The sequence below is a fragment of the Ruegeria lacuscaerulensis genome, from assembly GCF_013034685.1.
Taxonomy (GTDB): domain Bacteria; phylum Pseudomonadota; class Alphaproteobacteria; order Rhodobacterales; family Rhodobacteraceae; genus Ruegeria; species Ruegeria lacuscaerulensis_B.
On sequence record NZ_WQGO01000004.1, the window covers coordinates 252,994 to 277,757 of the forward strand.

Below are 24,764 nucleotides of genomic sequence, written 5' to 3' on the forward strand. Positions count from 1 at the left end.
CTGGTTACATCAGGTCGTTTTCCACATCCTCGGCGGAAATGCCCAAAGCGTCCAAACCGTTTTCCAGATGATCCGACAGATGTGGCGTTCCGATCAGGTAATCCGCGCAGGGGGTCGAGGCCTCGGACTTGGCGGTGGCGATGGCTTCGGCCAGATCTTCGGCGAAAAAGCTTTCGCGCCCGATCCACATGACCGCAACCAATTCGGCCTGCTCATCTTCACCCATCCGGTCGATGAAAGCGCGCAGCTCGCCCTCGGCCCGGTCCAACTCACGTCCCATCATGGCGACCTGAGCGATTTTTCTTGCCGAGATTTCCAACATGTCCCAACTCCTCGTGTTCGCGGTCTCTATAGTACCACAACCACCCTCGCCGGGCTGAGTCTTTGATCTTACGCAAACTAGGGCCAGGAGCCATTAATCTTGCGCCATTGGTTTGACTGATTTTGGTTCTGACAAGGCACATCCTTGCTGGAATAGTGGTTCTATTTCTAAAGGATGTAACGCAGCTCAGAGGCAAAATCAGTCAAATCCTTCGGACGCGTGAACCGCTGCAAAGCAGCGGCTTTGATCACTTGAAATTAACACCGCCAGTCCCTGCGCGCCCAAAAGCACTGCTTTTTTGCCGTTCGCGCGCCAGTGGCGCAAGATTAATGGCTCCTGACCCTAAGGCTCGCGAATGCGCGAAACCGGATGATTGGGCACGGGTGCATGGCGGAACGGACGAAAACGCGCCTTCTTCAACTTAAGCTTCAACGCCTGCCAAAGGATCAGGAAAAACGCGCGCCGCGCGCCGAAGGGACGCCGGACCAAGGACCATAGGATTGTCCGATCCGACAGCGGTGCGCGTGGGCCGCTGAGGGTCGCAATCAACCCGCCTTTCTCGCGGCCATAATCGATCCAGACACCCACCTTGTCAGGCCGATAGTCGAAGCGAAACGTATAAGATCCTTCGATTTTCTGGAACGGTGATACATGCATCAACTTGTCCGCCACGATCCGGTCCGAGGGCTGAATGGGCGCGAAATTCGGGTTGTGGCACAGATAACTGTGCCGCGTGCCAAAGGTATTCGTTACCTCGGCCACGACAGCGTAAAGCTGATCATCCTCATCGAAACAGAACCAGAAGCTGACCGGGTTGAATACGTGACCCAGCACGCGCGGCTGCGTCAGCAGGGTCAGGGTTGCGGGTTGTGACACACCCAACTGTGTGAACTGATCGCGCAGCCAAGCCGCCCCCTGGCCTTTCCCTGGCGCACCGCCGTGATCGCGTTTGCGCCAGTTGACGATGTTCGCGCGGTCCAATGAAAACAAACGTGGCGTCTTAACCTCGGCCTCGGGGTTCAGCAGGATATAGTCGACCGAGTATCGGAAGGCATTTTCAATCGCCCCCTTCCGGCCATGATAAGTGTGGCCTGCGATATGGTCGATCCGGTTCATGCCACTTTTTCCAATCTGCCTGTAAACCGTTCAATCGGCGCTGTTTTCGCCCGTCCTTGGATATTCACATTACGCTGAAAACACTGCAACGGATTAAAATTATCTGTGAGAGTGATCCGACTTGGGACCTTCCACGTAATATGGTTATGTTTACCGAGAGCGATACCGCGCGCTTGGATGAACCGGTGGCCGATGGGCCCGTAGTGAGGCCATTGCGCGTCAAGCGACGCATCAAGGGACGACCGGTGAACCACGCAAACGGCAGTTGTGAGACCAGAACCGAATGGGTGGGCCATGTGGCCCGCATCCGGGACGCGCAGGATCAGGCGGCTTTTGCCGAGCTGTTTCAGCATTTTGCGCCTCGGGTTAAAGCGTTCCTGATCAAGTCGGGGTCGGATGCGGCCATGGCCGAGGAATGCGCTCAAGAGGTGATGGCGACCTTGTGGCACAAGGCGCATCTGTTCGACCCAACTCGGGCGACCGTGGCCACATGGGTGTTTACGATTGCACGGAACAAGCGCATCGATGTGCTGCGCAGGCAACGCCGCCCCGAGCCCGAAGATCTGGGATGGGGTCCCGAGGCCGAGCCGGATCAGCACGACGTCATGGCGCTGCAACAGGAAACCGCGCAGCTGCGCGACGCGTTGACCGCGTTGCCCGAGGCGCAAAGAGAGTTGATTGAAAAGGCCTATTTTGGCGACCTGAGTCATCGCGAGATCGCCTCGCAGACCGGATTGCCGCTGGGCACGATCAAATCACGTATTCGGCTGGCGCTGGACCGCTTGCGCCATGCTATGAACTGAGATGACGATGATGAGCAACAAGATTAAACATCACCTGACTGACGACCTGCTGATGGCCTATGCCGCAGGCACCCTGCCCGAGGCGTTCGACCTGATGGTCGCCACGCATCTGACCCTGTGCGACCATTGCCGCGCGCGGGCTGAAAGCTTTGATGCGGTGGGCGGGTGCGTGTTGCAGGAACAGGACGCCGCCGTCAGCATGAACGACGGGTCGCTGGCCGCAACTATGGCGATGATCGCCCAAGGTGCCCCTGTTGCCAAGCCGGTGCGTCCGGGCTGTTCGGTCCTGCCGACTCCGTTGCAGGATTATGTAGGCGGCGACGTCAATGACATCAAATGGCGATCGATCGGCATGGGCGTGAAACAGGCGATTCTGCCGACCACCCATGAGGCGACTGCGCGTTTGTTGTTCATTCCCGCCGGGGCTGCCGTGCCGGATCACAGCCACAATGGCATGGAATTGACGATGGTGCTGCAGGGCGCATTTTCGGATGAGGTCGACCATTTCGCACGTGGCGACGTGGAAATCGCAGATGAAGACCTGCACCACACGCCGACTGCAGATATTTCTGAGGATTGCATTTGTCTGGCCGTGACCGATGCGCCACTGAAATTCAACAAGCTGATGCCGCGCCTGTTCCAGCCGTTTCTACGGATCTGAAGATAGGTGTGCATCGTGCTCAACTGACCTTGCTGAACGGAGGGTTCTTGCATGATGAAACACCTGATCTTTGTCGCAGCGACCTTGGGGCTGACCTTCCCGGTCTCGGCCCAGAGTGTCGCCGAGGTCAAATTCCAACCCGGCAACTATGGCACGATGGTCAGCGGCACCATCACCGGGAATGAATATTTCGACTATTTGCTCGGCGCGCAGGCCGGGCAGGAGATGTTTGCCGAACTCAATGTCAGCGACACAAATGGCAACGGTGTGATCTATTTCAACATCCTGCCGCCGGGCAGCGAGGGCGAGACAATTTATATCGGTTCCATCGACGGCAACACGGCGCGTATCAATCTGCCTCAAAACGGAAACTATACGATCCGGGTCTACCTGATGGGCAATGACCGCGATACCGGCAAGACAGTTGGCTATAATCTGGATCTGTCGATCCAGTAGCGCCTACCCCTCGGTCTTACCCAGGGGCACCACGTTGGTGTGATCGTCCGGGGCCAGTTCCTCGAAATCGAAATTGTCCAGCCGCTGCGCCCGGCGGCCAGCCTTTTCGGCGCTTATTTTGATATCTGAGATATCCTTGGCGGCCTGCCCGAAGTGTCGATCAAGGTTCGAGACGCGGTCGCCCAGACGTTCGACATCCTTGTGTAGCATGCCCAGTTCCTTGCGAATGGCACCGGCCTGTTCGCGCATCCTGGCGTCTTTCAGGATCGCGCGCATGGTGTTCAGCGTGGCCATGCAGGTGGTAGGTGACACGATCCAGACCCGTTTGCTGAAACTCTCCTGCACCAATTCGGGGAACTTTGCGTGCAACTCGGCATAGACTGCCTCGGACGGCAGGAACATCAGCGCGCCATCGGCGGTTTCGCCGTCCAAGATGTATTTCTCGGCAATGTCGTTGATATGTTTGCGCACGGTGCTTCGAAACATCTGCACCGCCGCTTTTAACTCGGCATCATTGGTGGACCCGATCAGCGCCTCATAAGCCTCAAGCGGGAATTTGCTGTCGATCACGATGGGACCCGGCGGGTTCGGCAGGTTTATCAGGCAATCGGCGCGCCGCCCGTTCGACAGCGTGGCCTGCAATTGGAAACTGTCCGAGGGCAGCGCCTTCGACACGATGTCATTCAGCTGAATTTCCCCAAACGCGCCGCGGGTCTGCTTGTTCGACAGGATATCCTGCAAGCTCAACACATCGCCCGACAGTTTGGTGATATTGTCCTGAGCCTTGTCGATGGCGGCGAGGCGCTCCTGCAATTGCGTCAGCGAGGTAGCGGTCTGTTTCGACGAGCCATGCAGCGACTCCTTCATCCGCTCCTGCATTTCGGCCAGCGCACGGGCAGATTTCATCGCGTTATCCGCCAGCCGGTCATTCATCTGCTGCTGGACTGAGGACAGGCGCGACTCAACCGTTTGAATCACCTGCACCTGCGCATTGGCCTGCGTGTCTGACACATGCTGGAGCCCCCCGCGCAATTGTTCCTGCCCCTGCCCCAATTGCTGCACATGCTGACCCAAATGCGCCATCTGCCGCGCCAGCGGCTCGGCCATGCGTGCCGACCGCTGCGCCGCCCGCAGTGACAGAAACAGCAGCAGCAGGATCAGCGCCACCACGCCGCCCCCGATCAAGATCACGGGGTCGTTCAGGGCGATTTGGGTGCCAGCAATCTCGTTCATGTCGCCTCGGATGTTCTTGTTTTATTCTTCATATCGCGCGCACGCGGCGGGATCAACTGCGCCCGAACAGACGTTCGATATCAGACAGTTTCAGTTCCACATAAGTCGGCCGCCCATGGTTGCATTGACCGGAATGGGGCGTCGCCTCCATCTCGCGCAGCAAGGCGTTCATTTCCTCGGCTCGCATCCGACGGCCCGACCGGACCGAGCCATGACAGGCCACCCGGCTGAGGATCGCCTCGATCCGCGCCTGCACAGTCTGGCTTTCGCCCTGATCAGCCAGCTCATCAAGGATATCCAAGATCATCGCGCGGGCGTCGACTTCGCCCAGAATGGCCGGGGTTTCACGCACGGCGATGGCCCCGCCGCCGAAGGGTTCCAACGTCAGGCCAAGTCGGGTCAGGTCGTCGGCCACGGCCAGCAGCCGCGCGCAGTCGCCGTCGGACAGTTCCACGATCTCGGGGATCAGCAGCGCCTGCGCGGCGACGCCGTTCTCAGCCATCTGGTGTTTGAGCTTCTCATAGACCAAGCGTTCATGCGCCGCGTGTTGATCGACGATCACCATGCCATCGGCGGTTTGGGCGATGATGTAATTTTCGTGCACCTGCCCGCGGGCCGCGCCCAAGGGCAAGTCCTGTGCCGGAGGTTCCTCCGCGGCGACCGGAGCGGGTTCGACAATGCTGCCGCTGTAATCCTGCGACAGTTCCGCAAAGCCCGGCGCCTGGGCCCGGTAGGCCGTGTGCCGCGCCGCTGCTGAGGGTCGATCCATTTGATACACCCGCGCCGGAGCGGGCTGCGCAGGCTGCGCCGCTTCCGGCCGCATCGCGCCCAAAGTCGCGTTTGCCACGGTTGAAGACGCCCGATGCCCCGCCTCGGCCAGCGCGTGGCGCAGGGCCGAGACGATCAGCCCGCGCGCTACGCCGGGATCGCGAAACCGGACCTCGGACTTCGCCGGATGCACGTTCACATCCACCAGCGTCGGGTCACAGTCTATGAACAGCGCCGCCGCCGGGTGGCGGTCACGGCTCAGGAAATCGAAATACGCCGCCCGCAGCGCCCCGGTCAGCATCTTGTCCCGCACCGGACGGCCATTGACGAACAGGTACTGCGCCACCGCAGCACCGCGCGAATAGGTCGGCAAGGCGGCGTATCCGTACAGCCTGATCCCCTCACGCATAGCGTCGATCTGCAACGCGTTCTCGGCAAACTCGCGCCCGATCACGCGAGCCAGACGGGCGTGCAAGGCATCGAACAGATCGCCATTCTCTCGGTCGGCGCGGAAGGTCACGCGCCCCTCTCCCCCGCCCGAGACATCGCGCAGGGCGAAGGTGATCGCGGGCTCTGCCATCGCCAGACGTTTCACGGTGTCGGTGATCGCCTGTGCCTCGGCCCGGTCGGTGCGCATGAATTTCAGCCGGGCGGGCGTGGCAAAGAACAAGTCGCGCAGCTCGACCACCGTGCCCGCGCGCAAGGCTGCGGGTTTCACCGCCTCTATTCTGCCGCCCGAGACGTGAACCGACGCGGCCTCGGCCCCCGGCACGCGACTGGTAATGGTTAGTCGACCTACGGCCCCCAGCGAGGGCAGCGCCTCGCCTCGGAACCCAAATGTGTGGATGTTCAGCAGGTCCGAGCCGTCGATTTTCGAGGTCGCGTGCCGCGACAAGGCCAGCGGCAGATCATCCGCCGCAATCCCGCAGCCATCATCGGTGACGCGAATCAGCGTCTTGCCGCCATCGGCAATATCAATGGCAATTCGAGTCGATCCTGCATCAATCGCATTCTCGACCAGCTCTTTCACAGCCGAAGCGGGGCGCTCAACAACTTCACCCGCCGCGATACGGTTGATCGCTGCGTCGTCCAATTGCCGAATTACGGGGCGGGAATCGCTGATATTGGGGTTTGCCTGCGCCATACCCCCAGACCTAGCACAGGCACGCACGATTCTACCACTGGTTTGCAGAGGTCAATTTTCTGATTGAGGGGGCGTTCGGACAATCGTCGTGTCACCCAGTAAAGCAACACAGAGGCAACGATTGTCCGAACGGTCCAATGTGAGTGGTGGTCGTTCGCTTGATGCGGCGTTCGTAGCACGAAACGGCTATTGAGGCTTGCGAACTCTGGCCAGTCAGTGGTGTTGGGCAAAGTTCAGCCGACATAAGCGCGCGTTTACGCCGATCCCGGTGCCCCGGCGCGCGTCCGGCATGGCCCCCAGATTGCCGCCACGGCCAGGATCAGCCCAGCTACCGTTGCGATCATGCCAGCCGCACTGACGGCATCCGCCATGCCCAACCACAGGGGGCCATATCCGGCCAGCACATAGCCCAGCACGGCCGAGGTCACTGCAAAGGCGACGGACCAGGCGATTTGCGTTTCCAGCCGATTGGTCATCATCCGCGCGGCTGCGGGTGGGCAGATAAACATGGCGATCACGATGATCGACCCCACCGCATCAAACGCTGCTACGGCAGCGATGGCAGCGGTGATCACCAGCGCAAACCCAAGCGGGCCGGTCCGGATACCGATGGTGCGGGCAAAGCCCTCGTCGAAGGTAGAGATCTTGAGCGGCCGCCAGAACAGCCATGTAAACACAGACACCGCGGCCAGCGTCAGTGCGATGCGCAACAGTTCAGGCGGCAAGCCCGCCAGTGCGTCAATATCCAAAAGCGACGACCAACCCACTGCGTCCAGCCAGATCAGGCTTTCCAGATTGCCATAGAGCGCATGTTCCACGTCCAGATGCACGGTCGAGGTATCGGTCTGCTCCAGCAATAGCACCCCGGCGGCGAACATGGTGGTAAAGACCACACCCATCGCGGCACCGGGTTCGATCTGGCCCAGCCTCCGGATCGCCTCGATCATCACCACGGCGACCACCGCGGCCCCTGCCGCACCCAGCATCATGGGCCAGGTCGAGATCGCTCCGGTCAGGATAAAGGCCACCACAATTCCCGGCAGCACCACATGGCTGATCGCATCGCCAATCAACGCCTGTTTGCGCAGCACCAGAAAGTTGCCCGGCAACGCGCAGGCAATCGCCGCAAAAGTGCCAATCAACAAGGGCGTTAAGGACAGGGGGACAAACTCTTCACCGCTCATGCCACCACCCCCTGCGGGCCGCCGATCTGGCGGTCAATCTCGGCGATCTGGTCGCGGGTCAAGACGGTCTCAATATCGCGCAACCCGTCATAGAGCGCGGCTGTCGCCTCATGCGCCTGATCGGCACGGACGATTTCCCAGCGTTTCTCATCCCGTAGGGCCTTGGCGGCGCGGGCCTTTCCGGCCTCGGTCGCGACGCCATCGGCGCGGGCCAGACCTGCGCGTTTCAACAGACGCAGGGTCAGGGGTTCGTAGATCTTCTGCCCCTGCGCCAACGCCAGCAGGCCTTGACGAATATGCACCCGGCGCTGAAACCGCAGATGGCGCAGCACGGCGGCCAGAACGCCACGCACCGGAGCAAGCAACAGCGACAGGGCAAACAGGGCAAAGCTGACCAGCACGATGATCGGACCCGTCGGCAGGTTCGGGGCCGAGGCCGACAGCGCCGCGCCGACATAGCCCGAGACCCCTCCGGCGACCCCTGCCAACAGGACCACCCGGTCGGACCGTTCAGTCCAGAACCGTGCCGTGACGGCAGGGATGATCAACAATGCCACGATCAGGATCAGTCCGACGATTTTCAGGCCGACCACGGTGACGGCCATCACCAGCCCCATCATCGCAAGGTCGATGCGATGCACCGGCAGCCCTCGGGCGGCAGCATATTCAGGGTCAAAGGCCACCATCGTCATGGGTCGGCGCAGGATCATCACCAGCACCAGTGTCGCAGCGCCTCCAACAGCGATGATCAGCGCATCCGCCCATAGCATCCCGGCGGTCGAGCCCAACAGGAACCCTTCCAACCCCGCCTGACGACCCACGCCCATAGTCTGGATCACAGTCAGCAGTACGATACCGAAGCCAAAGAACACCGACAGAACCGCGCCGATCGCGGCATCCTCGGCCAACCGCGTGTGGCGGGTCAGCCAGTTCATGCACAGCAGGCCCACCCAAGCCGACAGGGCCGAACCAGCCAGCAGTCCCAGCAGGTTGCGTCCGTCGCCGCCAAAGGCAACCAGCACCATGAAGGCCAGACACACACCGGGCAGCGTTGCATGGCTGATCGCATCGCTGACCAGCGCGCGTTTGCGAAGAAACAGGAACGTGCCCGTCACCCCCGCCGACACGCCCAGCAGCGCAGCCCCAATGGCAACAAGCGAGGCGTTATAGCCCAGCTGAAGGGTCAGAGCGTCCCAAAGCATGGATTATCCCAGCGCGCGCGAAATCTGGTCGATCTGAGCGGTGGCCAGACGGCCCCCATAGGCGGCCTGCAAAGTCTCGGCTGTGAAAGCCTGATTCACAGGACCTTCCGCCACCTTGCTGGTATTGATCAGGAAGACATGGTCGAAATAGTCGGTGACGGTGGCCAGATCGTGATGCACGACGACCACGGTCTTCCCAGCCTCTTTCAGCGCTTTCAGCACTGCAATGATGGCCTTTTCGGTGGCCGCATCGACCCCGGCAAAGGGTTCGTCCAATAGGTACAGATCAGCATCCTGCGCCAGAGCGCGCGCCAGAAACACCCGCTGTTGCTGACCGCCCGAAAGCTGACCGATCTGACGGTCCGCGAAATCACGCATGCCGACACGGTTCAGGCAATCCATCGCACAAGCCATATGCCGAGCACGAACACGGCCCAACAGACCCAACTGACGCGACAGACCCATCAGGACCACGTCAATCACGCGGGTCGGGAAATCCCAATCCACGCTGGCGCGCTGCGGGACATAGGCGATGCGAGCGCGCTGTTTCTCAAGCGCGTCGCCGTAAACCGTCACCTGGCCCGACAGCGCGGGCACAATTCCCAACGCAGCCTTCAACAGAGTCGACTTACCAGCGCCGTTCGGCCCAATAATCGCAGTCATAGCGCCAGGCTGCACGGTCATATCCACCGAGAACACCGCCGGCTTCTGGCCGTAGGACACGGTCAGCCCGCGAATGGCCAGAGGGCTACTGCCCAGCCCGTTTTCCTGAACCGAAACTCCGTGATTTGCGGCCAGTTCAAGTGTCATCTCAGAACCCCGCCGACAATTTGCCATTCATGCCCAGTGCCGGTGCATCCGCACCCAGCGCGCTGGCAATGACAGTGATATTGTGATCCAGCATTCCGATATAGGTGCCCTCATACGTGCCGGGTTCGCCCATCGCGTCCGAATACAACTCACCACCCACGGCCACCTGATGCCCCTTAGCCGCGGCACCTTCGATCAGCGCGCGAATGGATCGGTCCGAAACCGAGCTTTCCACGAACACCGCCGTCAATTTCTGATCAACCAGCGTATCGACCAGTTCGCCGATCCGGTTCAGACCAGCCTCGGACTGGGTCGAGATGCCCTGAATGCCCAGCACCGCATAGCCGTATTCCGCACCGAAATAGCCAAATGCGTCGTGGGCCGTCACCAGAATGCGGTTGTCCTTCGGGACGGCGGCCAGCATCCGTTTCCCATAGGCTTCCAACTGGGCAATCTCGGCAAGATGGGCCTGCGCATTGGCGGCGAAAAACTCGGCCGCTTCGGGGCGGGTGTCGGTCAGCGCATTTTGCACTTGAACCACAACGTCGCGCCACAGGGCCGGGCTCATCCACACATGCGGGTCGTATTTGTCGGCGTAATCATCATGGGCGCGCAGCTTGGACGTGTCGATCCCTTCGGCAACGGCCACCACGTTGCGCTTGCGAGACAGGTCGTGGAAGAAATCCTCCATTTGCGCTTCAAGATACAGGCCGTGCCATAGGATAAGATCTGCGCGGGTCATTGCGACGATATCGCTGCGGGTCTGGCGATAAGCGTGCGGGTCTACACCGGGGCCCATCAGGCCCTTGACCTCGACCTGGTCCCCACCGACCTGACGAACGGCATCTGCAATCATACCGGTTGTCGCCACCACTTTAAGCGGCGCTTCGGCCAGCGCCGAGGTAGGCAGAGCAACGGCAAAAGCCAGCGCTGCAAGAAAGCTACGACGAATCATGTCAGACCCCGATCTGATATCCCCATGACCGTTAATATGCGAACCATTCGCAACTTAGTCAATGCTATTGCGAATTATTCGCAAAAAAGGCGACCATATTTGTCCATTTGGTCAAAAAAATGGCTGAAACGCACTCGCTTGCCCTTTTCTTTAGACGCAACCCATGCGATTTTGGCGCAAATCTCCCAAAGGACGCGATGATGGAAACGCAGAGCCCCGTGCGCACCGCGCATCTGCCGCAAGTGACCGAACCCCGCAATCCGGGTATGGATCTGGATTTGGACTGGGTGCGCGCCGTGCAGGCCAACACCTCAGCCATTGAACGCCGTGCCGCCACCCTGCCCGGTCGTCGTTCGGTAAAGAAAGATTATCAGGCCGCTTGGCTGCTGAAGGCAATCACGATGATCGACCTGACCACTTTGTCGGGCGATGACACGGTGGGCCGCGTGCGCCGCTTGTGCGCCAAGGCGCGTCAGCCTGTAGCCCCCGCGCTATTGCAAGCGATGGACATGCCGCCGATCACCACGGGTGCGGTCTGTGTCTATCACGACATGATCGAACCAGCTGTTGCGGCGCTAAAAGGCACTGGCATTCCGGTGGCTGCTGTCTCGACCGGGTTCCCTGCGGGTCTGTCCCCCTTCCATCTGCGCGTGGCCGAGATCGAAGAAAGCGTAAAGGCCGGGGCCGAGGAAATCGACATCGTGATCTCGCGCCGTCACGTGCTGTCAGGCGACTGGCAGGCTCTATATGACGAGATGAAGGCTTTCCGTGCCGCCTGTGGCGACGCCCATGTCAAAGCCATTCTGGCGACCGGAGAATTGGGCAGCCTGCGCAATGTCGCTCGCGCCTCGGTCGTGTGCATGATGGCGGGGGCGGATTTCATCAAGACCTCGACCGGCAAGGAAAGCGTCAACGCCACACTGCCCGTGTCGCTGGTGATGATCCGTGCGATCCGCGATTACTATGACCGCACAGGATACCGCGTCGGCTACAAACCTGCGGGCGGGATTTCCAAGGCCAAGGATGCGCTGGTCTATCTGTCGCTGATCAAGGACGAGTTGGGCGATCGCTGGCTGGAGCCGGACCTGTTCCGGTTCGGCGCCTCGTCACTGCTGGGCGATATCGAGCGGCAGTTGGAACATTATGTCACCGGGGCGTACTCGGCTGGCTACCGTCATTCTATGGGGTGAGGCACGCCCGGAAATCGCTCTGGTAGAGCGATTTCAGTGCCGAACGGGCGAAGCCCCGGGAAAAGGAAAGAACAATGACAGTCAAAGAGATTTTCGAAACCATGGACTACGGCCCTGCCCCCGAAAGCGCCGCCGAGGCGCTGGCTTGGCTGGTCGATCAGGGTGACAAATTCGGCCACTATATCGACGGGGCCTTCACCAAGCCCGGCAAAGGCTTTGACAGCCGCAACCCTGCGACCGGAGAGGTGTTGGCAAAGCTGACCCAAGCCAAACAGGCCGATGTGGACGCCGCCGTGGCGGCCGCCCGCAAAGCACAACCCAAGTGGGAGAAACTGGGCGGCGCGGGACGTGCGCGGTATCTCTATGCCATTGCGCGCCTGCTGCAGAAACATTCGCGTTTGTTTGCGGTGCTGGAAAGCCTCGACAACGGCAAACCGATCCGTGAATCGCGGGACATCGACATCCCCTTAGCCCAGCGGCATTTCTATTACCACGCAGGCATGGCGCAGTTGATGGAGAGCGAGTTGCCTGATGCACAAGCTTTGGGCGTGTGCGGACAGATCATCCCGTGGAACTTCCCGCTGCTGATGCTGGCGTGGAAGATCGCACCTGCGCTGGCGATGGGAAATACGGTGGTTCTGAAACCTGCAGAGTATACCTCGCTGACAGCCCTGCTGTTTGCCGATATCTGCACGCAGGCTGGGTTGCCCAAGGGTGTGGTCAATATCGTGACCGGAGACGGCGCGGTAGGCGAAATGATCGTCAACGCCGACGTAGACAAGATTGCCTTTACCGGCTCGACGGCCGTTGGGCGGCGCATCCGCGAGGCAACCGCTGGATCCGGCAAGGAACTGACGTTGGAGCTGGGCGGCAAGTCCGCCTATATCGTGTTCGATGACGCCGATATCGACAGCGCCATCGAGGGGCTGGTCGATGCGATCTGGTTCAATCAGGGTCAGGTCTGTTGCGCGGGTTCGCGCCTGCTGGTGCAGGAAGGCATCGCCGATCGCTTCCACGCCAAGCTGCGCGCGCGGATGGACGGCTTACGCATTGGCAATCCGCTGGACAAATGCATCGACGTGGGCGCAGTTGTGGACCCGATCCAGTTGCAGACGATCAAAGGCATGGTCGACAGCAACACCGCAGGTGAGGTTTATCAGGCGGCCTGCGCACTGCCCGAAAATGGCTGTTTTTACCCGCCTACACTGATTTCCGGCCTCGAAACCTCGGACCCTTTGATGCAGGAGGAAATATTTGGCCCGGTTCTGGTCTCCTCGACATTCCGTACGCCTACTGAGGCGGTCGAACTGGCCAATAACACCCGCTACGGGCTGGCCGCGACGGTCTGGACTGAGAATGTGAACCTCGCGCTCGATATCGCGCCCAAGCTGGTTGCGGGCGTGGTCTGGGTGAATGCCACCAACCTGTTCGACGCAGCCGCCGGTTTCGGAGGCGTGCGCGAAAGCGGATTTGGCCGTGAAGGCGGCTGGGAAGGACTGGCCGCCTATACCAAACCCAAAGGCAAGACCAAGCCGCTGGCCAAGGTCGAGGCTGCAATGGGCCAAGGCGCGCCGGTTGATCCTATTGATCGCACCGCCAAAATGTATGTGGGCGGCAAGCAAGCGCGACCGGACGGAGGCTATTCGAAACCCGTCTGGGGTAAACCTGGCCTGCTGGGCCATGTGGGTCTGGCGAACCGCAAAGACGTGCGCAACGCGGTAGAAGCCGCGGCGGGCGCGAAAGGCTGGGCCAAGACCACCGGCCATCTGCGGGCGCAGATCCTGTATTATATCGGCGAAAACCTCTCGGCCCGCGCAGATGAATTCGCCGCGCGGATCGACGCCATGACCGGCGGCAAGACCGGCGCGGCTGAGATTGAGACCTCGATCCAGCGCCTGTTCACCGCCGCTGCATGGGCCGACAAATATGACGGTCAGGTGCATGGCGTTCCGATCCGGGGTGTTGCCCTTGCGATGAAGGAACCCGTTGGTGTGATTGGCGCGCTGTGCGCGGATGAGGCGCCTTTGCTGGGCCTGATCTCAGCTATGGCCCCGGCGATTGCGATGGGCAACCGGGTGGTGCTGGCAGCCTCCGAGCCCTATCCGCTAGCGGCAACGGATTTCTACCAGATCCTCGAAACCTCGGACGTGCCTGCGGGCGTGGTCAATATCCTGACCGGCAGCCACGCGGAGCTGGCCAAACCCCTGGCCGCGCATCTGAATGTGGATGCGGTCTGGTCATTCTCATCGACCGATCTGTCGGCCGAGATTCAGAAAGCCTCGGCGGGGAATCTCAAGCGGACATGGGTCAACAATGGGGCCGCTACAGACTGGAACGCGGATCAGACGCGCCGCTTCCTGCAAGCCGCGACCGAGGTCAAAAACATCTGGGTGCCCTACGGCGAGTAGGCCCCCAGAACCAAACCCAGTGGTGCATATGCGCGAAAACACGCGCATATCACCGATTAACATGTGAATTCGTTCATATACAGATAACCCCACGTCCCTCAGCGTGGACCCATTCCAGATGAGGGTGGGCCGATCATGCTGAATATCCCGTTTGAAATTCCTGACTACATACAACTGACCACAATGGTCGGTGTCTTCGGCGCGGGGCTTTATATCCTGAACTATTTTCTGCTTCAGATGGGCATGGTGCGCGGCACTGGTGTGACCTATCCGGTGCTGGTGATTGTCGCTGCCAGTTGCGTGCTGATCAGCATGATGCGCGAGTTCAATCTGGCAGGCTCGATCATCCAGATGGCCTATATCTCGATCTCAGTTCTAGGCTTGCTGCGCGGGTACCTGTCACGTCATCTGGTGCGTTTTTCCGACGCCGAACGACAGTTCATCGCGCATCATCTGGAGACGTTGAAACCGCATCAAGCCCGGCGGCTGCTGAACACCGCAACTATTCAGGAGTTCCCGGCGGGCAGCAAGCTGATCGAAGAGGGCAAGACCACCGATTTTCTGGGTTTCGTCCTCAGCGGACAAACAACCATCCTGAAGGACGATCAGGTGATCAACCGCTGCGGGGCTGACGAAATACTGGGCGAGTTGACATTTAGCCTGGGATTGCCCGCAACGGCCACAGTAAAGGCCACCGAGCCCACCACCTGCCTGGTATTCGACAATATCCAACTCACGCGCCTGCTGCGCCGGAACCGCCATATCGACGATGCGTTGAAAGCCGCGCATTTCAGACATGCGCGGCAAAAACTGCTGAGCAGCAACAAACACACCCTTCGGGCGCAGAACAGCTCGGTCGCAGCCTAGGCGTTAGCCATCCAGACCTTCGGGCTTACCGACGATGGTGAAATGCAGCCCCTCCGGGTCCAGCAGTTCCGAGGCAACACGGTTCACCTCTTCCAGCGTCACTGCATTCACCTGATCATTGCGGGTGGCAATATAGTCGATGGGCAAATCCTCCATCTGCATCCCGACCATGATCCCTGCGATCTGGCTATTGCCATCGAACCGCAAAGGATAGGCGCCCGTCAGATAGGTCTTGGCATCGTCCAGCTCTTTCTGGGTGAAGCCTTCATTGGCCGCACGCGCCCATTCATCCCGGATGACAGACACCGCGTCCGCGATCCGGTCATTCGAAGATGAGACCGAACCCAGATAGACCGAGGCCAGATCCTTGGGCACCAAGAAGGTCGACACCCCATAGGTCAACCCGCGTTTTTCGCGCACTTCCTGCATCAGACGGCTTTCGAAACCGCCACCGCCCAGCATGTGATTGAGGATGAAGGCTGCAAAGAAATCGGGATCGTCACGATCGATACCCGCATGGCCAAACAGAGCCACAGATTGCGGCGTGTCAAACTCGACAACACTGACCCCGCCGGGGATGTTGACTTGCGCCGGTCCGGGGATCGGTTTGCCTGTTTCGGGCAGATCGGCCAACAGGTGATCCAGCAACCTGCCGAGTTCTTCGGGCGTGATATCGCCCACAGCCCCTACATAGAGCCGATCTTTGGCAAAGACGTTCTCATAGGCATCAACCACGTCGTCTCGGGTCAGGGCGGTCACGCTTTCGATCGTTCCCTTGCCCTCGGCTCCATAGGGGTGATCCCCATAAGCCATTCGCGCAAAATTGCGTCCGGCGATATCGTTCGGGCTGGTCTGATCCGACCGCAAGCCGGACAGAACCTGCGCCCGCACACGATCCACCGCGTCCTGATCGAAACGCGGCTCGTGCAGGGTCACACGCAGCAGGTCGATCACTTCGTCCCGGTTTTCAGTCAGGAACTGCGCCGAGACCGAGACGGTATCGTCACTGGCGTTATAGCCAAACGATGCCGCCAGCGATTCAAGCTCACGCGCATAGGTTCGGGAATCCATGTCGCCCGCGCCTTCTTCGATCAGGCCGCTCATCAGATACACGGCCCCCCGCTTGTCAGGGTCGTCCAGCGAGGTTCCGCCACGGAACCGCAATTCCAATGCGGTGAAGGGGATCGAGTGATCCTCAACCAGCCACGCGGTGATACCATCAGGCGATGTCACCTCCTGAATTTCGATCTCAGCCCAGGCGGGCAATGCGATCACGAATGCAATCAGGGTCGCGAAAATCCGTTTCATTGCGTCACCTCATCGTCGCGCATCAGCCAGCCCGTTACCGAGGTTTCCAGTTGCAGAACCTCGCGGGCGGCAGCGATGATTTCTTCTCCGGTTACGGCCTGCAGGACATCCGGCCAGGCCTGCACGTCCTCGACCGTCAATCCGCTGGTCAGGGCCCGGCCATAGCGATTGCCGATCCCGTCCACATTGTCGCGCGCATAGGTTTGCGAAGCGCGAAGCTGCATCTTGATCCGGTCCAGATCCTCTTGGTTAACACCGTCGGCAATGAACCCGGCCACGGCTGCATCCATGGCTTCTTCGGCCTCTTGCAGGGAAACGCCCTGCGCCGGAACGATAAATAGATCAAAGGTCGTGTCATCCAACGACACGCCGCGATAGAACGCCCCGGTGTAAACGGCTTTCTGTTGCTCGAATTGCAGTTTTTCGGTCAGGTATGACGTGTTCCCACCACCCAGCAATTCGGCCAACATGAACAGGGCTGCGGCCTTTTCCTGTTCGCCCGCGTTGCGTTCAGGCGCCAGATAGCTGCGCTGCACGTAGGGCTGCGATACGCGTGCGTCCTTGAAGGTCAGCCTCCGCGCGGCCGTCTGCGGCGGCTCTTGCGAACGGATGCGCTCGGGCAGGTCCGGGTTGGCGGGGATCACGCCATAGTATTTTTCGGCCAGCGCCTTGACCTCATCGGGCTCGACATCGCCTGTCACAACCAGAATGGCGTTATTGGGCGCGTAGTGGGTCTGGTAGAAGGACAGCGCATCCTCCATGTCCAGTGTCTCCATCTCGTGCCGCCAGCCAATGATCGGCACCCCGTACCGGTGGTTGAGGTATTGCGACGCGTTCATCTGTTCGCCGAACAGGGCGCGGGGGTTATTGTCGGTGCGCTGGTTGCGTTCCTCAAGGATCACATCACGCTCGGTCACGATATCATCCTCGGACAGGCGGATATTGCGCATCCGGTCCGCCTCCATTCGCATCATCAGTTCCAGCCGGTCGGCGGCGACGCGTTGGAAATAGGCGGTGTAGTCATACGAAGTGAATGCGTTGTCATTGCCGCCATTGGCCGCCACCGTGGCCGAGAACTCACCCGGTGCCAGCGTATCGGTTCCTTTGAACAGCAAGTGTTCCAGAAAATGCGCCACACCGGACGATCCGACGGGTTCATCCGCCGAACCTGCGCGATACCAGACCATATGCTGCACGACAGGGGCGCGGTGATCCTCGACCACGACGACATCCATGCCGTTTTCCAGCGTGAAGGTTGTGACCGCCTCCTGGCCATCTTCGGCACAGACCGGGGTGGCAGCAATCAGGGCAGCCGACAGGGCAAGGGCCCGAACCATGGGGCATCCTCCGTTTGTTGTCTGAGTTTCAAACTACGGTGGCGCGGCGCAGGTTCAAGTGTGATGACGAAAAGTTAAGGATTATTCACCTGGCGGCGGAGCCGACGGAGTTTCGACCCCAGCCTGCCGTGCCTGTTCATTTACCTGCGACGAATCCAGCGCCCATCGTTTGTAAACTTGCGAATAGCGGTCCACGTTAAACAGACGCAGTCGGGTAAAACGGCTTTGCTTGCGGCGGAACTCAGCGTCTTCGGCATCGACCACCTGACGAGCATTCTCGGTCACGCCATACCGGCTCGAGGCCGTCACCAATGCGCCATCCGCCGCGGGAATCGCCGTGTTAGGATTCAGTGCATCCGGGTTGCCGCCCAGTGCCGCAATCGCATCCCCCTTGGGGGTCGGGTCGGTTAGATTCCCTGCGCCCGGTGTCGGCGCGGGCAGGAATTGATAATCTTCGGGCTGTGTCAGCGGCTTGACCGGCAGGACCGAGAATTCATCCGGTCCCGGACCCGGCGCCTGAAGGTGGCGCAGACCGATATCGGAACATCCCGCCACCGTGAAGGCAAGCGTCACTGCAATAATGGAACGCGGCAACCGCATCGTAGTCTCCAGCCTGTTTGAGGCGCTTTTATCGCATTTCCACCGGCGCGTCACGAGGGCTTTTTGCCGTCGAATAGGATCAACCCGATGGCACCGGCGAAAATAAACACATCGGCCAGATTGAAGACAAACGGGTTGTTGATACCGCAACAGGACATGTTCAGGAAATCCAGAACATAGCCGTAAAGCACCCGGTCCAGCACATTACCCAGCGCGCCGCCAATCAAAAGCCCGCCCGAAAGCAGCATGATTTTCGACGGCGCAGACCGCATCAGCCAGACCAGCACAGCCGCCGAGATCGCAATGGACACGCCGATCAGAACCCAACGTGCCGCCTCGGTATTGCCCTGAAACAAGCCAAAGTTGATGCCGCGATTCTCGCCATATTTGAAGACAAGCAAGGGTGGCAGGACGTCGATATCGCCTTCGGCCACGCGCATGATGTGAACGACCAGAACTTTGCTGATCTGGTCGATCGCAAACGCCGCCATCGCAGCCCAAATGAGCAAGCGATAGCGCATCAGTGGCGGAAGTGCCGCATGCCGGCGAAGACCATGGCCAGATCGGCCTCGTCCGCCGCTGCGATCACTTCATCATCACGCATTGAACCACCGGGCTGGATCACACAGGTGGCACCGGCCTCAGCGGCCTCCATCAGACCGTCGGGGAAGGGGAAGAACGCGTCCGATGCTACGGCCGAGCCGATGGTCAACGGTTGAGCCAAGCCCAACACATCGGCCATACGTTCGGCTTTCTTGGCTGCGATCAGCGCAGAGTCCACGCGGCTCATCTGTCCAGCACCCACGCCTACGGTCGCGCCATCTTTGACGTAGACGATGGCATTGGATTTGACGTGTTTCGCCACTTTCCACGCGAACAGCAAATCGCGCATTTGGTCTTCGGTCGGGGCTTTTTTGGTGACGACCTTCAGGTCATCCATGCCGACAAACCCGTTGTCTTTGTCCTGTACCAACAAACCTCCGGCAACCTGACGGACGGTTTTACCACCGGCCATTACATCAGGTAAGCTGTCGGTGGTCAGCAGGCGCAGGTTTTTCTTGGCGGCGAAAATGGCTTTCGCCTCATCGGACGCGCCTGGGGCGATCACGACCTCGGTGAAGATGCCAGTGATTTCCTGCGCGGTTTCGGCATCCAACGGTTGGTTCAGCGCCACGATCCCGCCAAATGCCGAGGTGCGATCGCAGTCGAACGCCGCCTTATAGGCCTCGATCAGCGTGGCACCTGTCGCTACACCGCAGGGGTTGGCGTGTTTGATGATGGCACAGGCAGCACCCTGCGCCGGATCGAACTCAGCCACCAACTCAAACGCGGCGTCGGTGTCGTTGATGTTGTTGTAGCTCAGTTCCTTGCCCTGATGCTGCACGGCGGTGGCGACACCCGGACGATTTGTGCCATCGGTATAGAACGCTGCCTGCTGGTGGCTGTTCTCACCATAGCGCAGGGTCTGTTTCAACTCTCCTGCAAAAGCGCGACGCTTCGGAGCCTCAAGCTGCAGCGCGTCAGCCATCCAGTTCGACACAGCCGTGTCGTAGGCCGCTGTGCGGGCATACGCCTTTTGGGCAAGCCATTGTCGGAAACCATACGACGTCTTTCCGTAATTCTCCTCCAACTGGTCCAGCAGTGAGGAGTAGTCTTCGACATCCACCACTACGTTTACAAAGGCGTGGTTCTTGGACGCCGCCCGGATCATCGCCGGGCCACCGATGTCGATATTCTCGATGCATTCGTCATAGCTTGCACCTTTGGCGACTGTGGCCTCGAACGGGTAGAGGTTCACCACCAGAACGTCGATCGCGCCGATGCCATGTTCGGTCATTGCGGCAACGTGAGTGTCGTTGTCACGCAGCGCCAACAAGCCACCATGCACCATGGGGTGCAGGGTTTTTACGCGGCCGTCCATCATTTCGGGAAAACCGGTAATCTCGCTGACATCCTTCACATCCAGCCCCGCCTCGCGCAGCGCCTTTGCGGTACCACCTGTGGACAACAGCTCGACCCCGCGCTCGGCCAGCGCCTTGCCCAAGTCGATCAATCCGGTCTTGTCGGATACGGAAAGCAGCGCGCGGCGCACGGGGTGAAGGTCGGTCATGGGTCCAAAGGTCCTTTTGGCGTCAGTCGAAATCGGGCTCGTCCCGGTGCACATCGCGCACGGCATAGGCTGTATCCTGCGCCTTGCTCAACGTCCACCGGATGCGCGTCGCATACTCCATTGCGCGGCCAGATAGAACGATCTGTTTTGTCGCGCGCGGCTTTAGCCGCCCTTTTTCCAGGTAAACGCTTGGCTCGACACCCAATTTTCCAACGCCATCATGGCGAAACACCCAGATTTCACCGCTTTTGAGCGCCATCGACACCGCCGCACCGCCCAAATCCAGCGCCGCATCTACGTCGGGGTGCAGGTGAAAGCGGATATCAAAGCCCAGACCTTTCAACCCCGAGGCATCCATCGCCCGGTCAAACTGCCGCTTGGCCTTGTCACTTGTGGCCAGCAGAATATCTTCGCCGGTCAGTTCACGGCCATCAAAGCGCAGCTCGAAGGTACGGGCATGGGTCAGACCGAAAACCTTGGCATAGCCGTCATGCCCAGCCATGAAGCGCGCGCCCTCGAACGCCTCTTCAAACTCATTGGGTACCTCGCGCGGGGCATCCATCAGCGCCTCTTTCTCAGTCCCCGGAACCGGATCCGCCAGCCGCGCGCTGGAATAACCGTCCAGGCACAGGGTCGAATGCGATGGGGTTGCCCGCCCTGCCCGACGCCACTCGACCCCGAATGTCTCACCCGATCCGCAATTCACGACCAATGGCCGCCGCCCAGAGGTCAGCTCGAAAGCCAGCGTCGATGCGTGGGCGTTGTAAGAATTGGCCCCCTTCGGCGGCGTAGCGGCGTCGATAATCACACTGGTCCGGGCCGCGTAAAGACGCCCGAACCCCATCGACAACCCCTTGGCGCGTTGCGGTTTTACCCCGCTTTGGGCAAGGGCCTGATCCAGCCGCCCTTCAACTCCGCGTCCGCCGCCGTGAAACCGGGCCAAACCGCCATCCGTGTGGCGCAAACTGCGCAGCGCCGGGGCGATGCGCTTGATCGCATTGGCCTGCGCGCCGGGCGTCCCCCGCCCCAGATCGCTGAGCGCAGCCGACGTCCAGGCCAACAAGGTGAACACCTCGAGCAGTTCTTCGGGGTTGCGCGTGGGAATGCCGCCCTGATCGTCGATCTGACTGCCGCATTCGCGCGCCAGCGCGCGCAGGGCCGGGTCAGCCAATTGTTCAAGGCCCTGCAACGCCAAACCGGCCTGCACAAGACCGGCCAGCGCCTCGAATCGGGGCAAGCCGGGGGTTGCAGCTTTCCACCGCTTGGACAGAAACCATGTCTGCTGCGCCAGTGCGCGAAAGAAGACCTGAGACTGCTTTTCATCCATTCCGCGCAGCAAAAAGGACGCGTGATTGATCCAGCGCATCACCCGCCGTCCGGTCAGATCGGGCACCCAGCCCGGCCCCTGCCCGCGGCCGTGCGCCTCGATCCAGCCCCAGACCCATCGCTGGGCCTTGTCGCGTGCGCGCATATCACCAACAGCGGCCAGATCGTCCAGCCAGGCAAAGCCGTGGCGTTCGTGGTCAAAACCGGCGCTCGGGGCAGTCACGTCCCAAAGGCCGGTATCCTGCGCCTCGACCAGAAAACCGGCAAACAGCAGATTTCCCGCCACCAACTGCCGCCCACGTGCAAAGGAGCCAACCGTGCGCGGCTCGGGCTCTTTCACGAATCCCGCTGCCGCCTTGCGACGCTGGCTCAGCCGCGCATAAAGACGGTTCTGGAACCGGGTCCACCGGCTTGTCATGGAATCGGAGTTAGACATTGCGCTCGTTACTCTGCCCCTTGCGCTCTGTTGGCGCCTGAGACCCAACGATAGACCGCGCCGCACGTCAAGTCACCGAAAAGCGTTGGATTATTCCGATTTGTTCAGACAGGCGATGTAGAAGCCATCCATACCACCGCGATCAGACCAATAATCGGGCCGCAGCCGCAACCCGCCCTCTTCAGTGATCCAGCCCTTTTCAACGCCGGTCACGGCCAAAGCCTGCCGGTTTACCTGCATGTCTGGGAACATATCCAGCGCCTCTTCGATCTGCACTTCGCCCTCATCCGGCAGCAGGGAACAGGTACAATAGATCAGCCGCCCGCCGGGTTTCAGCAAGCTCCACGCATGGGCCAGCATCTGCGCCTGCAATTCGATCAGCCCACCGAATTCCGAGCCATCCTTGGCATAGGGCAGGTCCGGGTGGCGGCGAATAGTGCCTGTGGCCGAACAAGGCGCGTCCAGCAAGATGGCGTCGTATTGGCCTTGATGGTCCAACGCGTCGCCTGCGATGACCTGCGCCGTAAGCCCCGTGCGAGCAAGGTTCTCGCGAACCCGTTCCAGCCGCGATTCCGAGATGTCCAGCGCCGTGACCTGTGCTCCGGCGGCCGCCAGTTGCAGCGTCTTGCCCCCCGGTGCGGCACAGAGGTCGAGTATCTTCTCTCCGGCCTTCGGGGCCAGCACCTGCACCGGCAGCGCCGCCGCCGCGTCCTGCACCCACCAATCGCCCGCATCGAATCCCGGCAGGGCCGAGACCTGCCCCGCATCCTGCACCCGGCGCGAGCCCGTAGGCAGCGCCTCACCGGGACCATTGGCACCGGGTTTAACGGTGATATCCAACGGTGCGCCTGCGAAATGGGCTTGCTCAATAACCGTGATCGCATCTGCGCCCCAAGCCATAGTCAGCGGGTCGCGCAGCCATTCGGGCAGGCGCGGCACGCGCATCTTGGGCCACGCTTCGGGCCCTTCGGCAGCCACTTTGCGCAGCACCGCGTTGACCAGCCCCTTGAGGCGGCCATGCTTGCGGGACCGGCCGACGATCTCGACCATCGAGTTCACCACCCCATGCGCGGCCTCTCCGTGGCACAACTCAACCGCACCAAGGCGCAGAGCATTGTGGACGGTCAGCGCGGGCGTGCGGTTCAGGTGGTTGTCCAGCAGACGGTCGGCGCGTTCCAACCCGCGCAGGGTTTCCAGCGTCAGGCGTTGCGCCCGCGCGCGGTCTTCGCGATCCAGCCGGTCCAATGCTCCAGCCGCCAGGCATTCGGACAAAAGCCGCCCTTCGCCCAAAATCTGATCCAGCAGATAGATCGCGCTGCGCCGCGCTGCCGTTGCGTTGTCGGACATGGAACCGCCTTTGATGTGACCCTCGCCCGCATTGCCAAACGCGGACGGGGGCGTATATCAAGCCCTAGCACGGAAAGGAACCCGATCTCATGAGCGACGACCGCACAGACCTGCCGCCCGCCGCCAAGCGCGCCCTGGCCGAGGCCGAGGACCGTCGCCGCAAGGCCGAGGCTGAGGCAAAGGAACAGCCCAAAGAACTGGGCGGGCGTGATGGCCCTGACCCCGCCCGCTACGGTGATTGGGAAAAGAAGGGCATCGCAATCGACTTCTGATCACTCAGCCCCGCAGCGCGGTCAGGAAATCGGCAATTAACGCGCGCTGTTTTTTGGATTTCGCCCGATCCTCGGGCCATGTCAGCCAATAGCCGTCTTTTGTTTTCAACTCGGGAAGATCCAGACGCCGTAAGCGCCCGGCCTGTAAATCGGCCTGCGCCAGAGGTTCAGACCCCAGCGCCACACCCATCCCTTGCCGCGCCGCCGACAGGGCGTGTTCCATTGAATCGAAGCTGATCACCGAAGGCGGCAGATCGTCATGACCCGTCTTGCGCGCCCAGTCGCGCCAGCCGGGCCGTTCGCCGCGCAAGTCGATCAGTGGCGCGCCCCACTCCACATCCGGGGCGGCCATGGGCACCAGAACCTCGGGCGCGATCCGTTCAGCCTCGCGCCCCGACCACGTGCCGCGCCCATAGCGGATTTGCAGCCAAGTCCGCTCTTCATCCAGCGATGACCGTCGCGCGACCGAATCCGTCATTACGCGCACTTTCGGGCGCATCTGCTGGAACCGGGCAATCGCCGGAACCACAAGCGCATGGATGTTCGACGACAGCCCCGCAACGCGCAACTCACGCGGAGATTTGCCAAACAGATCCTCGGTATTTCGTTCCAGCGCCTGTAAGCTGTCCTGCACCAGCGGCAAATAGCTTTCGCCTTCGACCGTCAACGACACGCCACGTGCTTCGCGCACAAACAGGGTCCGGCCCAGCCAGGATTCCAGGTTTCCAATCCGCTGACTGACGGCCGCTTGTGTCAAGCCGAACTCACGCGCGGCAGCGGAAAACCCGCCCAGCCGACCGGCGGCCTCGAACACCCGTAGCCAGTCCAGAGGCGGCAATCCGATCTTCTTCTTAGTCATAAGATTTTCCAGCCCTCAGTCGCAATAAGGTTTAATTGTGGTGATGCCAC

The 24,764-nt window shown here is 60.8% G+C and carries 23 protein-coding genes; 7 read left to right on the forward strand and 16 right to left on the reverse strand.

Going from position 1 to position 24,764, the window contains the following annotated elements; genetic code table 11:
- Window positions 1-4: 4 nt before the first annotated feature.
- Together GOV80_RS12370 and GOV80_RS12375 are read right to left on the reverse strand one after the other, a co-directional pair.
- Entirely contained in the window at window positions 5-322 is a 318-nt protein-coding gene (locus GOV80_RS12370) for a DUF3775 domain-containing protein (RefSeq protein ID WP_170408475.1), read from the reverse strand.
- A 342-nt stretch (window positions 323-664) separates the two neighbouring features.
- Window positions 665-1,438, reverse strand: coding sequence for a DUF1365 domain-containing protein (locus GOV80_RS12375; RefSeq protein ID WP_170772763.1), 774 nt, complete (start codon window positions 1,436-1,438; stop codon window positions 665-667).
- A 146-nt stretch (window positions 1,439-1,584) separates the two neighbouring features.
- Between GOV80_RS12375 and GOV80_RS12380 the strand changes: the two genes are divergently transcribed.
- The 3 genes from GOV80_RS12380 to GOV80_RS12390 are packed head-to-tail and all read left to right on the forward strand — an operon-like array spanning window position 1,585 to window position 3,358.
- On the forward strand, window positions 1,585-2,241 hold the full coding sequence (locus GOV80_RS12380; RefSeq protein ID WP_170773067.1) for a sigma-70 family RNA polymerase sigma factor: 657 nt from the start codon (window positions 1,585-1,587) through the stop codon (window positions 2,239-2,241).
- Between the two features lie 10 nt (window positions 2,242-2,251).
- On the forward strand, window positions 2,252-2,902 hold the full coding sequence (locus GOV80_RS12385; RefSeq protein ID WP_170785081.1) for a ChrR family anti-sigma-E factor: 651 nt from the start codon (window positions 2,252-2,254) through the stop codon (window positions 2,900-2,902).
- Between the two features lie 51 nt (window positions 2,903-2,953).
- Window positions 2,954-3,358: a hypothetical protein gene (locus GOV80_RS12390; RefSeq protein ID WP_170785083.1), complete on the forward strand. Its 405-nt coding sequence runs from the start codon at window positions 2,954-2,956 to the stop codon at window positions 3,356-3,358.
- Between the two features lie 3 nt (window positions 3,359-3,361).
- On the opposite strand, the gene GOV80_RS12395 is transcribed toward GOV80_RS12390, so the two are convergent.
- The 6 genes from GOV80_RS12395 to GOV80_RS12420 form a co-directional block, all read right to left on the reverse strand.
- The gene (locus tag GOV80_RS12395) at window positions 3,362-4,591 is read right to left on the reverse strand and encodes a DNA recombination protein RmuC (RefSeq protein WP_170785085.1); all 1,230 of its coding nucleotides are present in this window, start codon (window positions 4,589-4,591) and stop codon (window positions 3,362-3,364) included.
- Window positions 4,592-4,643: 52 nt separating this feature from the next.
- Entirely contained in the window at window positions 4,644-6,503 is a 1,860-nt protein-coding gene (gene mutL, locus GOV80_RS12400; RefSeq protein ID WP_170785087.1) for a DNA mismatch repair endonuclease MutL, read from the reverse strand.
- Window positions 6,504-6,757: 254 nt separating this feature from the next.
- On the reverse strand, window positions 6,758-7,687 hold the full coding sequence (locus tag GOV80_RS12405; protein ID WP_170785089.1) for a metal ABC transporter permease: 930 nt from the start codon (window positions 7,685-7,687) through the stop codon (window positions 6,758-6,760).
- Complete coding sequence (locus tag GOV80_RS12410; RefSeq protein WP_170785091.1) at window positions 7,684-8,889, reverse strand: metal ABC transporter permease; 1,206 nt, start codon at window positions 8,887-8,889, stop codon at window positions 7,684-7,686. Before GOV80_RS12410 ends, GOV80_RS12405 begins: the two co-directional genes overlap by 4 nt.
- A 3-nt stretch (window positions 8,890-8,892) precedes the next feature.
- Window positions 8,893-9,699, reverse strand: coding sequence for a metal ABC transporter ATP-binding protein (locus tag GOV80_RS12415; RefSeq protein WP_237215813.1), 807 nt, complete (start codon window positions 9,697-9,699; stop codon window positions 8,893-8,895).
- Window position 9,700: 1 nt separating this feature from the next.
- Window positions 9,701-10,654 carry a metal ABC transporter solute-binding protein, Zn/Mn family gene (locus GOV80_RS12420; protein WP_170785093.1) on the reverse strand — a complete coding sequence of 318 codons (954 nt, stop codon included), beginning with the start codon at window positions 10,652-10,654 and terminating at the stop codon, window positions 9,701-9,703.
- 200 nt (window positions 10,655-10,854) lie between these two features.
- Between GOV80_RS12420 and deoC the strand changes: the two genes are divergently transcribed.
- The 3 genes from deoC to GOV80_RS12435 all read left to right on the forward strand — a co-directional run bounded on the left by deoC (window position 10,855) and on the right by GOV80_RS12435 (window position 15,119).
- A complete protein-coding gene (gene deoC / locus GOV80_RS12425; protein WP_170772776.1) occupies window positions 10,855-11,844 on the forward strand; it encodes a deoxyribose-phosphate aldolase in 990 nt (329 codons plus the stop codon).
- 74 nt (window positions 11,845-11,918) lie between these two features.
- On the forward strand, window positions 11,919-14,252 hold the full coding sequence (locus GOV80_RS12430; protein ID WP_170785095.1) for an aldehyde dehydrogenase family protein: 2,334 nt from the start codon (window positions 11,919-11,921) through the stop codon (window positions 14,250-14,252).
- A gap of 135 nt (window positions 14,253-14,387) precedes the next feature.
- Complete coding sequence (locus tag GOV80_RS12435) at window positions 14,388-15,119, forward strand: cyclic nucleotide-binding domain-containing protein (protein WP_170785097.1); 732 nt, start codon at window positions 14,388-14,390, stop codon at window positions 15,117-15,119.
- A 3-nt stretch (window positions 15,120-15,122) separates the two neighbouring features.
- On the opposite strand, the gene GOV80_RS12440 is transcribed toward GOV80_RS12435, so the two are convergent.
- The 7 genes from GOV80_RS12440 to GOV80_RS12470 all read right to left on the reverse strand — a co-directional run bounded on the left by GOV80_RS12440 (window position 15,123) and on the right by GOV80_RS12470 (window position 23,583).
- A complete protein-coding gene (locus GOV80_RS12440) occupies window positions 15,123-16,427 on the reverse strand; it encodes a M16 family metallopeptidase (RefSeq protein WP_170785099.1) in 1,305 nt (434 codons plus the stop codon).
- The gene (locus GOV80_RS12445) at window positions 16,424-17,764 is read right to left on the reverse strand and encodes a M16 family metallopeptidase (protein ID WP_170785101.1); all 1,341 of its coding nucleotides are present in this window, start codon (window positions 17,762-17,764) and stop codon (window positions 16,424-16,426) included. The genes GOV80_RS12440 and GOV80_RS12445 overlap by 4 nt, the downstream gene beginning before the upstream one ends.
- 81 nt (window positions 17,765-17,845) lie before the next feature.
- Complete coding sequence (locus GOV80_RS12450; RefSeq protein ID WP_170772786.1) at window positions 17,846-18,364, reverse strand: DUF3035 domain-containing protein; 519 nt, start codon at window positions 18,362-18,364, stop codon at window positions 17,846-17,848.
- 50 nt (window positions 18,365-18,414) lie between these two features.
- Complete coding sequence (gene lspA, locus GOV80_RS12455) at window positions 18,415-18,885, reverse strand: signal peptidase II (RefSeq protein WP_170785103.1); 471 nt, start codon at window positions 18,883-18,885, stop codon at window positions 18,415-18,417.
- On the reverse strand, window positions 18,885-20,474 hold the full coding sequence (purH, locus tag GOV80_RS12460; protein ID WP_170785105.1) for a bifunctional phosphoribosylaminoimidazolecarboxamide formyltransferase/IMP cyclohydrolase: 1,590 nt from the start codon (window positions 20,472-20,474) through the stop codon (window positions 18,885-18,887). The genes lspA and purH overlap by 1 nt, the downstream gene beginning before the upstream one ends.
- 22 nt (window positions 20,475-20,496) lie before the next feature.
- Window positions 20,497-22,236: a heparinase II/III family protein gene (locus tag GOV80_RS12465; RefSeq protein WP_170785107.1), complete on the reverse strand. Its 1,740-nt coding sequence runs from the start codon at window positions 22,234-22,236 to the stop codon at window positions 20,497-20,499.
- Window positions 22,237-22,326: 90 nt separating this feature from the next.
- Complete coding sequence (locus GOV80_RS12470; protein WP_170785109.1) at window positions 22,327-23,583, reverse strand: RsmB/NOP family class I SAM-dependent RNA methyltransferase; 1,257 nt, start codon at window positions 23,581-23,583, stop codon at window positions 22,327-22,329.
- Window positions 23,584-23,672: 89 nt separating this feature from the next.
- Here GOV80_RS12470 and GOV80_RS12475 point away from each other — a divergent pair, with 89 nt between their 5' ends.
- Window positions 23,673-23,855: a DUF1674 domain-containing protein gene (locus GOV80_RS12475; protein WP_170785111.1), complete on the forward strand. Its 183-nt coding sequence runs from the start codon at window positions 23,673-23,675 to the stop codon at window positions 23,853-23,855.
- 4 nt (window positions 23,856-23,859) lie between these two features.
- Here the strand turns inward: GOV80_RS12475 and GOV80_RS12480 are convergent, their stop codons facing one another.
- Window positions 23,860-24,714, reverse strand: a complete 855-nt coding sequence (locus GOV80_RS12480; RefSeq protein ID WP_170785113.1) for a LysR substrate-binding domain-containing protein — start codon at window positions 24,712-24,714, stop codon at window positions 23,860-23,862.
- Between the last annotated feature and the right edge of the window lie 50 nt (window positions 24,715-24,764).

What these genes read in the sequence shown, in the direction of transcription:
- GOV80_RS12370 (WP_170408475.1), bottom strand. Translation starts at nt 322, where the DNA reads ATGTTGGAAATCTCGGCAAGAAAAATCGCTCAGGTCGCCATGATGGGA.
- GOV80_RS12375 (WP_170772763.1), bottom strand. Translation starts at nt 1,438, where the DNA reads ATGAACCGGATCGACCATATCGCAGGCCACACTTATCATGGCCGGAAG.
- GOV80_RS12380 (WP_170773067.1), top strand. Translation starts at nt 1,585, where the DNA reads ATGTTTACCGAGAGCGATACCGCGCGCTTGGATGAACCGGTGGCCGAT.
- GOV80_RS12385 (WP_170785081.1), top strand. Translation starts at nt 2,252, where the DNA reads ATGAGCAACAAGATTAAACATCACCTGACTGACGACCTGCTGATGGCC.
- GOV80_RS12390 (WP_170785083.1), top strand. Translation starts at nt 2,954, where the DNA reads ATGATGAAACACCTGATCTTTGTCGCAGCGACCTTGGGGCTGACCTTC.
- GOV80_RS12395 (WP_170785085.1), bottom strand. Translation starts at nt 4,591, where the DNA reads ATGAACGAGATTGCTGGCACCCAAATCGCCCTGAACGACCCCGTGATC.
- mutL (WP_170785087.1), bottom strand. Translation starts at nt 6,503, where the DNA reads ATGGCGCAGGCAAACCCCAATATCAGCGATTCCCGCCCCGTAATTCGG.
- GOV80_RS12405 (WP_170785089.1), bottom strand. Translation starts at nt 7,687, where the DNA reads ATGAGCGGTGAAGAGTTTGTCCCCCTGTCCTTAACGCCCTTGTTGATT.
- GOV80_RS12410 (WP_170785091.1), bottom strand. Translation starts at nt 8,889, where the DNA reads ATGCTTTGGGACGCTCTGACCCTTCAGCTGGGCTATAACGCCTCGCTT.
- GOV80_RS12415 (WP_237215813.1), bottom strand. Translation starts at nt 9,699, where the DNA reads ATGACACTTGAACTGGCCGCAAATCACGGAGTTTCGGTTCAGGAAAAC.
- GOV80_RS12420 (WP_170785093.1), bottom strand. Translation starts at nt 10,654, where the DNA reads ATGATTCGTCGTAGCTTTCTTGCAGCGCTGGCTTTTGCCGTTGCTCTG.
- deoC (WP_170772776.1), top strand. Translation starts at nt 10,855, where the DNA reads ATGGAAACGCAGAGCCCCGTGCGCACCGCGCATCTGCCGCAAGTGACC.
- GOV80_RS12430 (WP_170785095.1), top strand. Translation starts at nt 11,919, where the DNA reads ATGACAGTCAAAGAGATTTTCGAAACCATGGACTACGGCCCTGCCCCC.
- GOV80_RS12435 (WP_170785097.1), top strand. Translation starts at nt 14,388, where the DNA reads ATGCTGAATATCCCGTTTGAAATTCCTGACTACATACAACTGACCACA.
- GOV80_RS12440 (WP_170785099.1), bottom strand. Translation starts at nt 16,427, where the DNA reads ATGAAACGGATTTTCGCGACCCTGATTGCATTCGTGATCGCATTGCCC.
- GOV80_RS12445 (WP_170785101.1), bottom strand. Translation starts at nt 17,764, where the DNA reads ATGGTTCGGGCCCTTGCCCTGTCGGCTGCCCTGATTGCTGCCACCCCG.
- GOV80_RS12450 (WP_170772786.1), bottom strand. Translation starts at nt 18,364, where the DNA reads ATGCGGTTGCCGCGTTCCATTATTGCAGTGACGCTTGCCTTCACGGTG.
- lspA (WP_170785103.1), bottom strand. Translation starts at nt 18,885, where the DNA reads ATGCGCTATCGCTTGCTCATTTGGGCTGCGATGGCGGCGTTTGCGATC.
- purH (WP_170785105.1), bottom strand. Translation starts at nt 20,474, where the DNA reads ATGACCGACCTTCACCCCGTGCGCCGCGCGCTGCTTTCCGTATCCGAC.
- GOV80_RS12465 (WP_170785107.1), bottom strand. Translation starts at nt 22,236, where the DNA reads ATGTCTAACTCCGATTCCATGACAAGCCGGTGGACCCGGTTCCAGAAC.
- GOV80_RS12470 (WP_170785109.1), bottom strand. Translation starts at nt 23,583, where the DNA reads ATGTCCGACAACGCAACGGCAGCGCGGCGCAGCGCGATCTATCTGCTG.
- GOV80_RS12475 (WP_170785111.1), top strand. Translation starts at nt 23,673, where the DNA reads ATGAGCGACGACCGCACAGACCTGCCGCCCGCCGCCAAGCGCGCCCTG.
- GOV80_RS12480 (WP_170785113.1), bottom strand. Translation starts at nt 24,714, where the DNA reads ATGACTAAGAAGAAGATCGGATTGCCGCCTCTGGACTGGCTACGGGTG.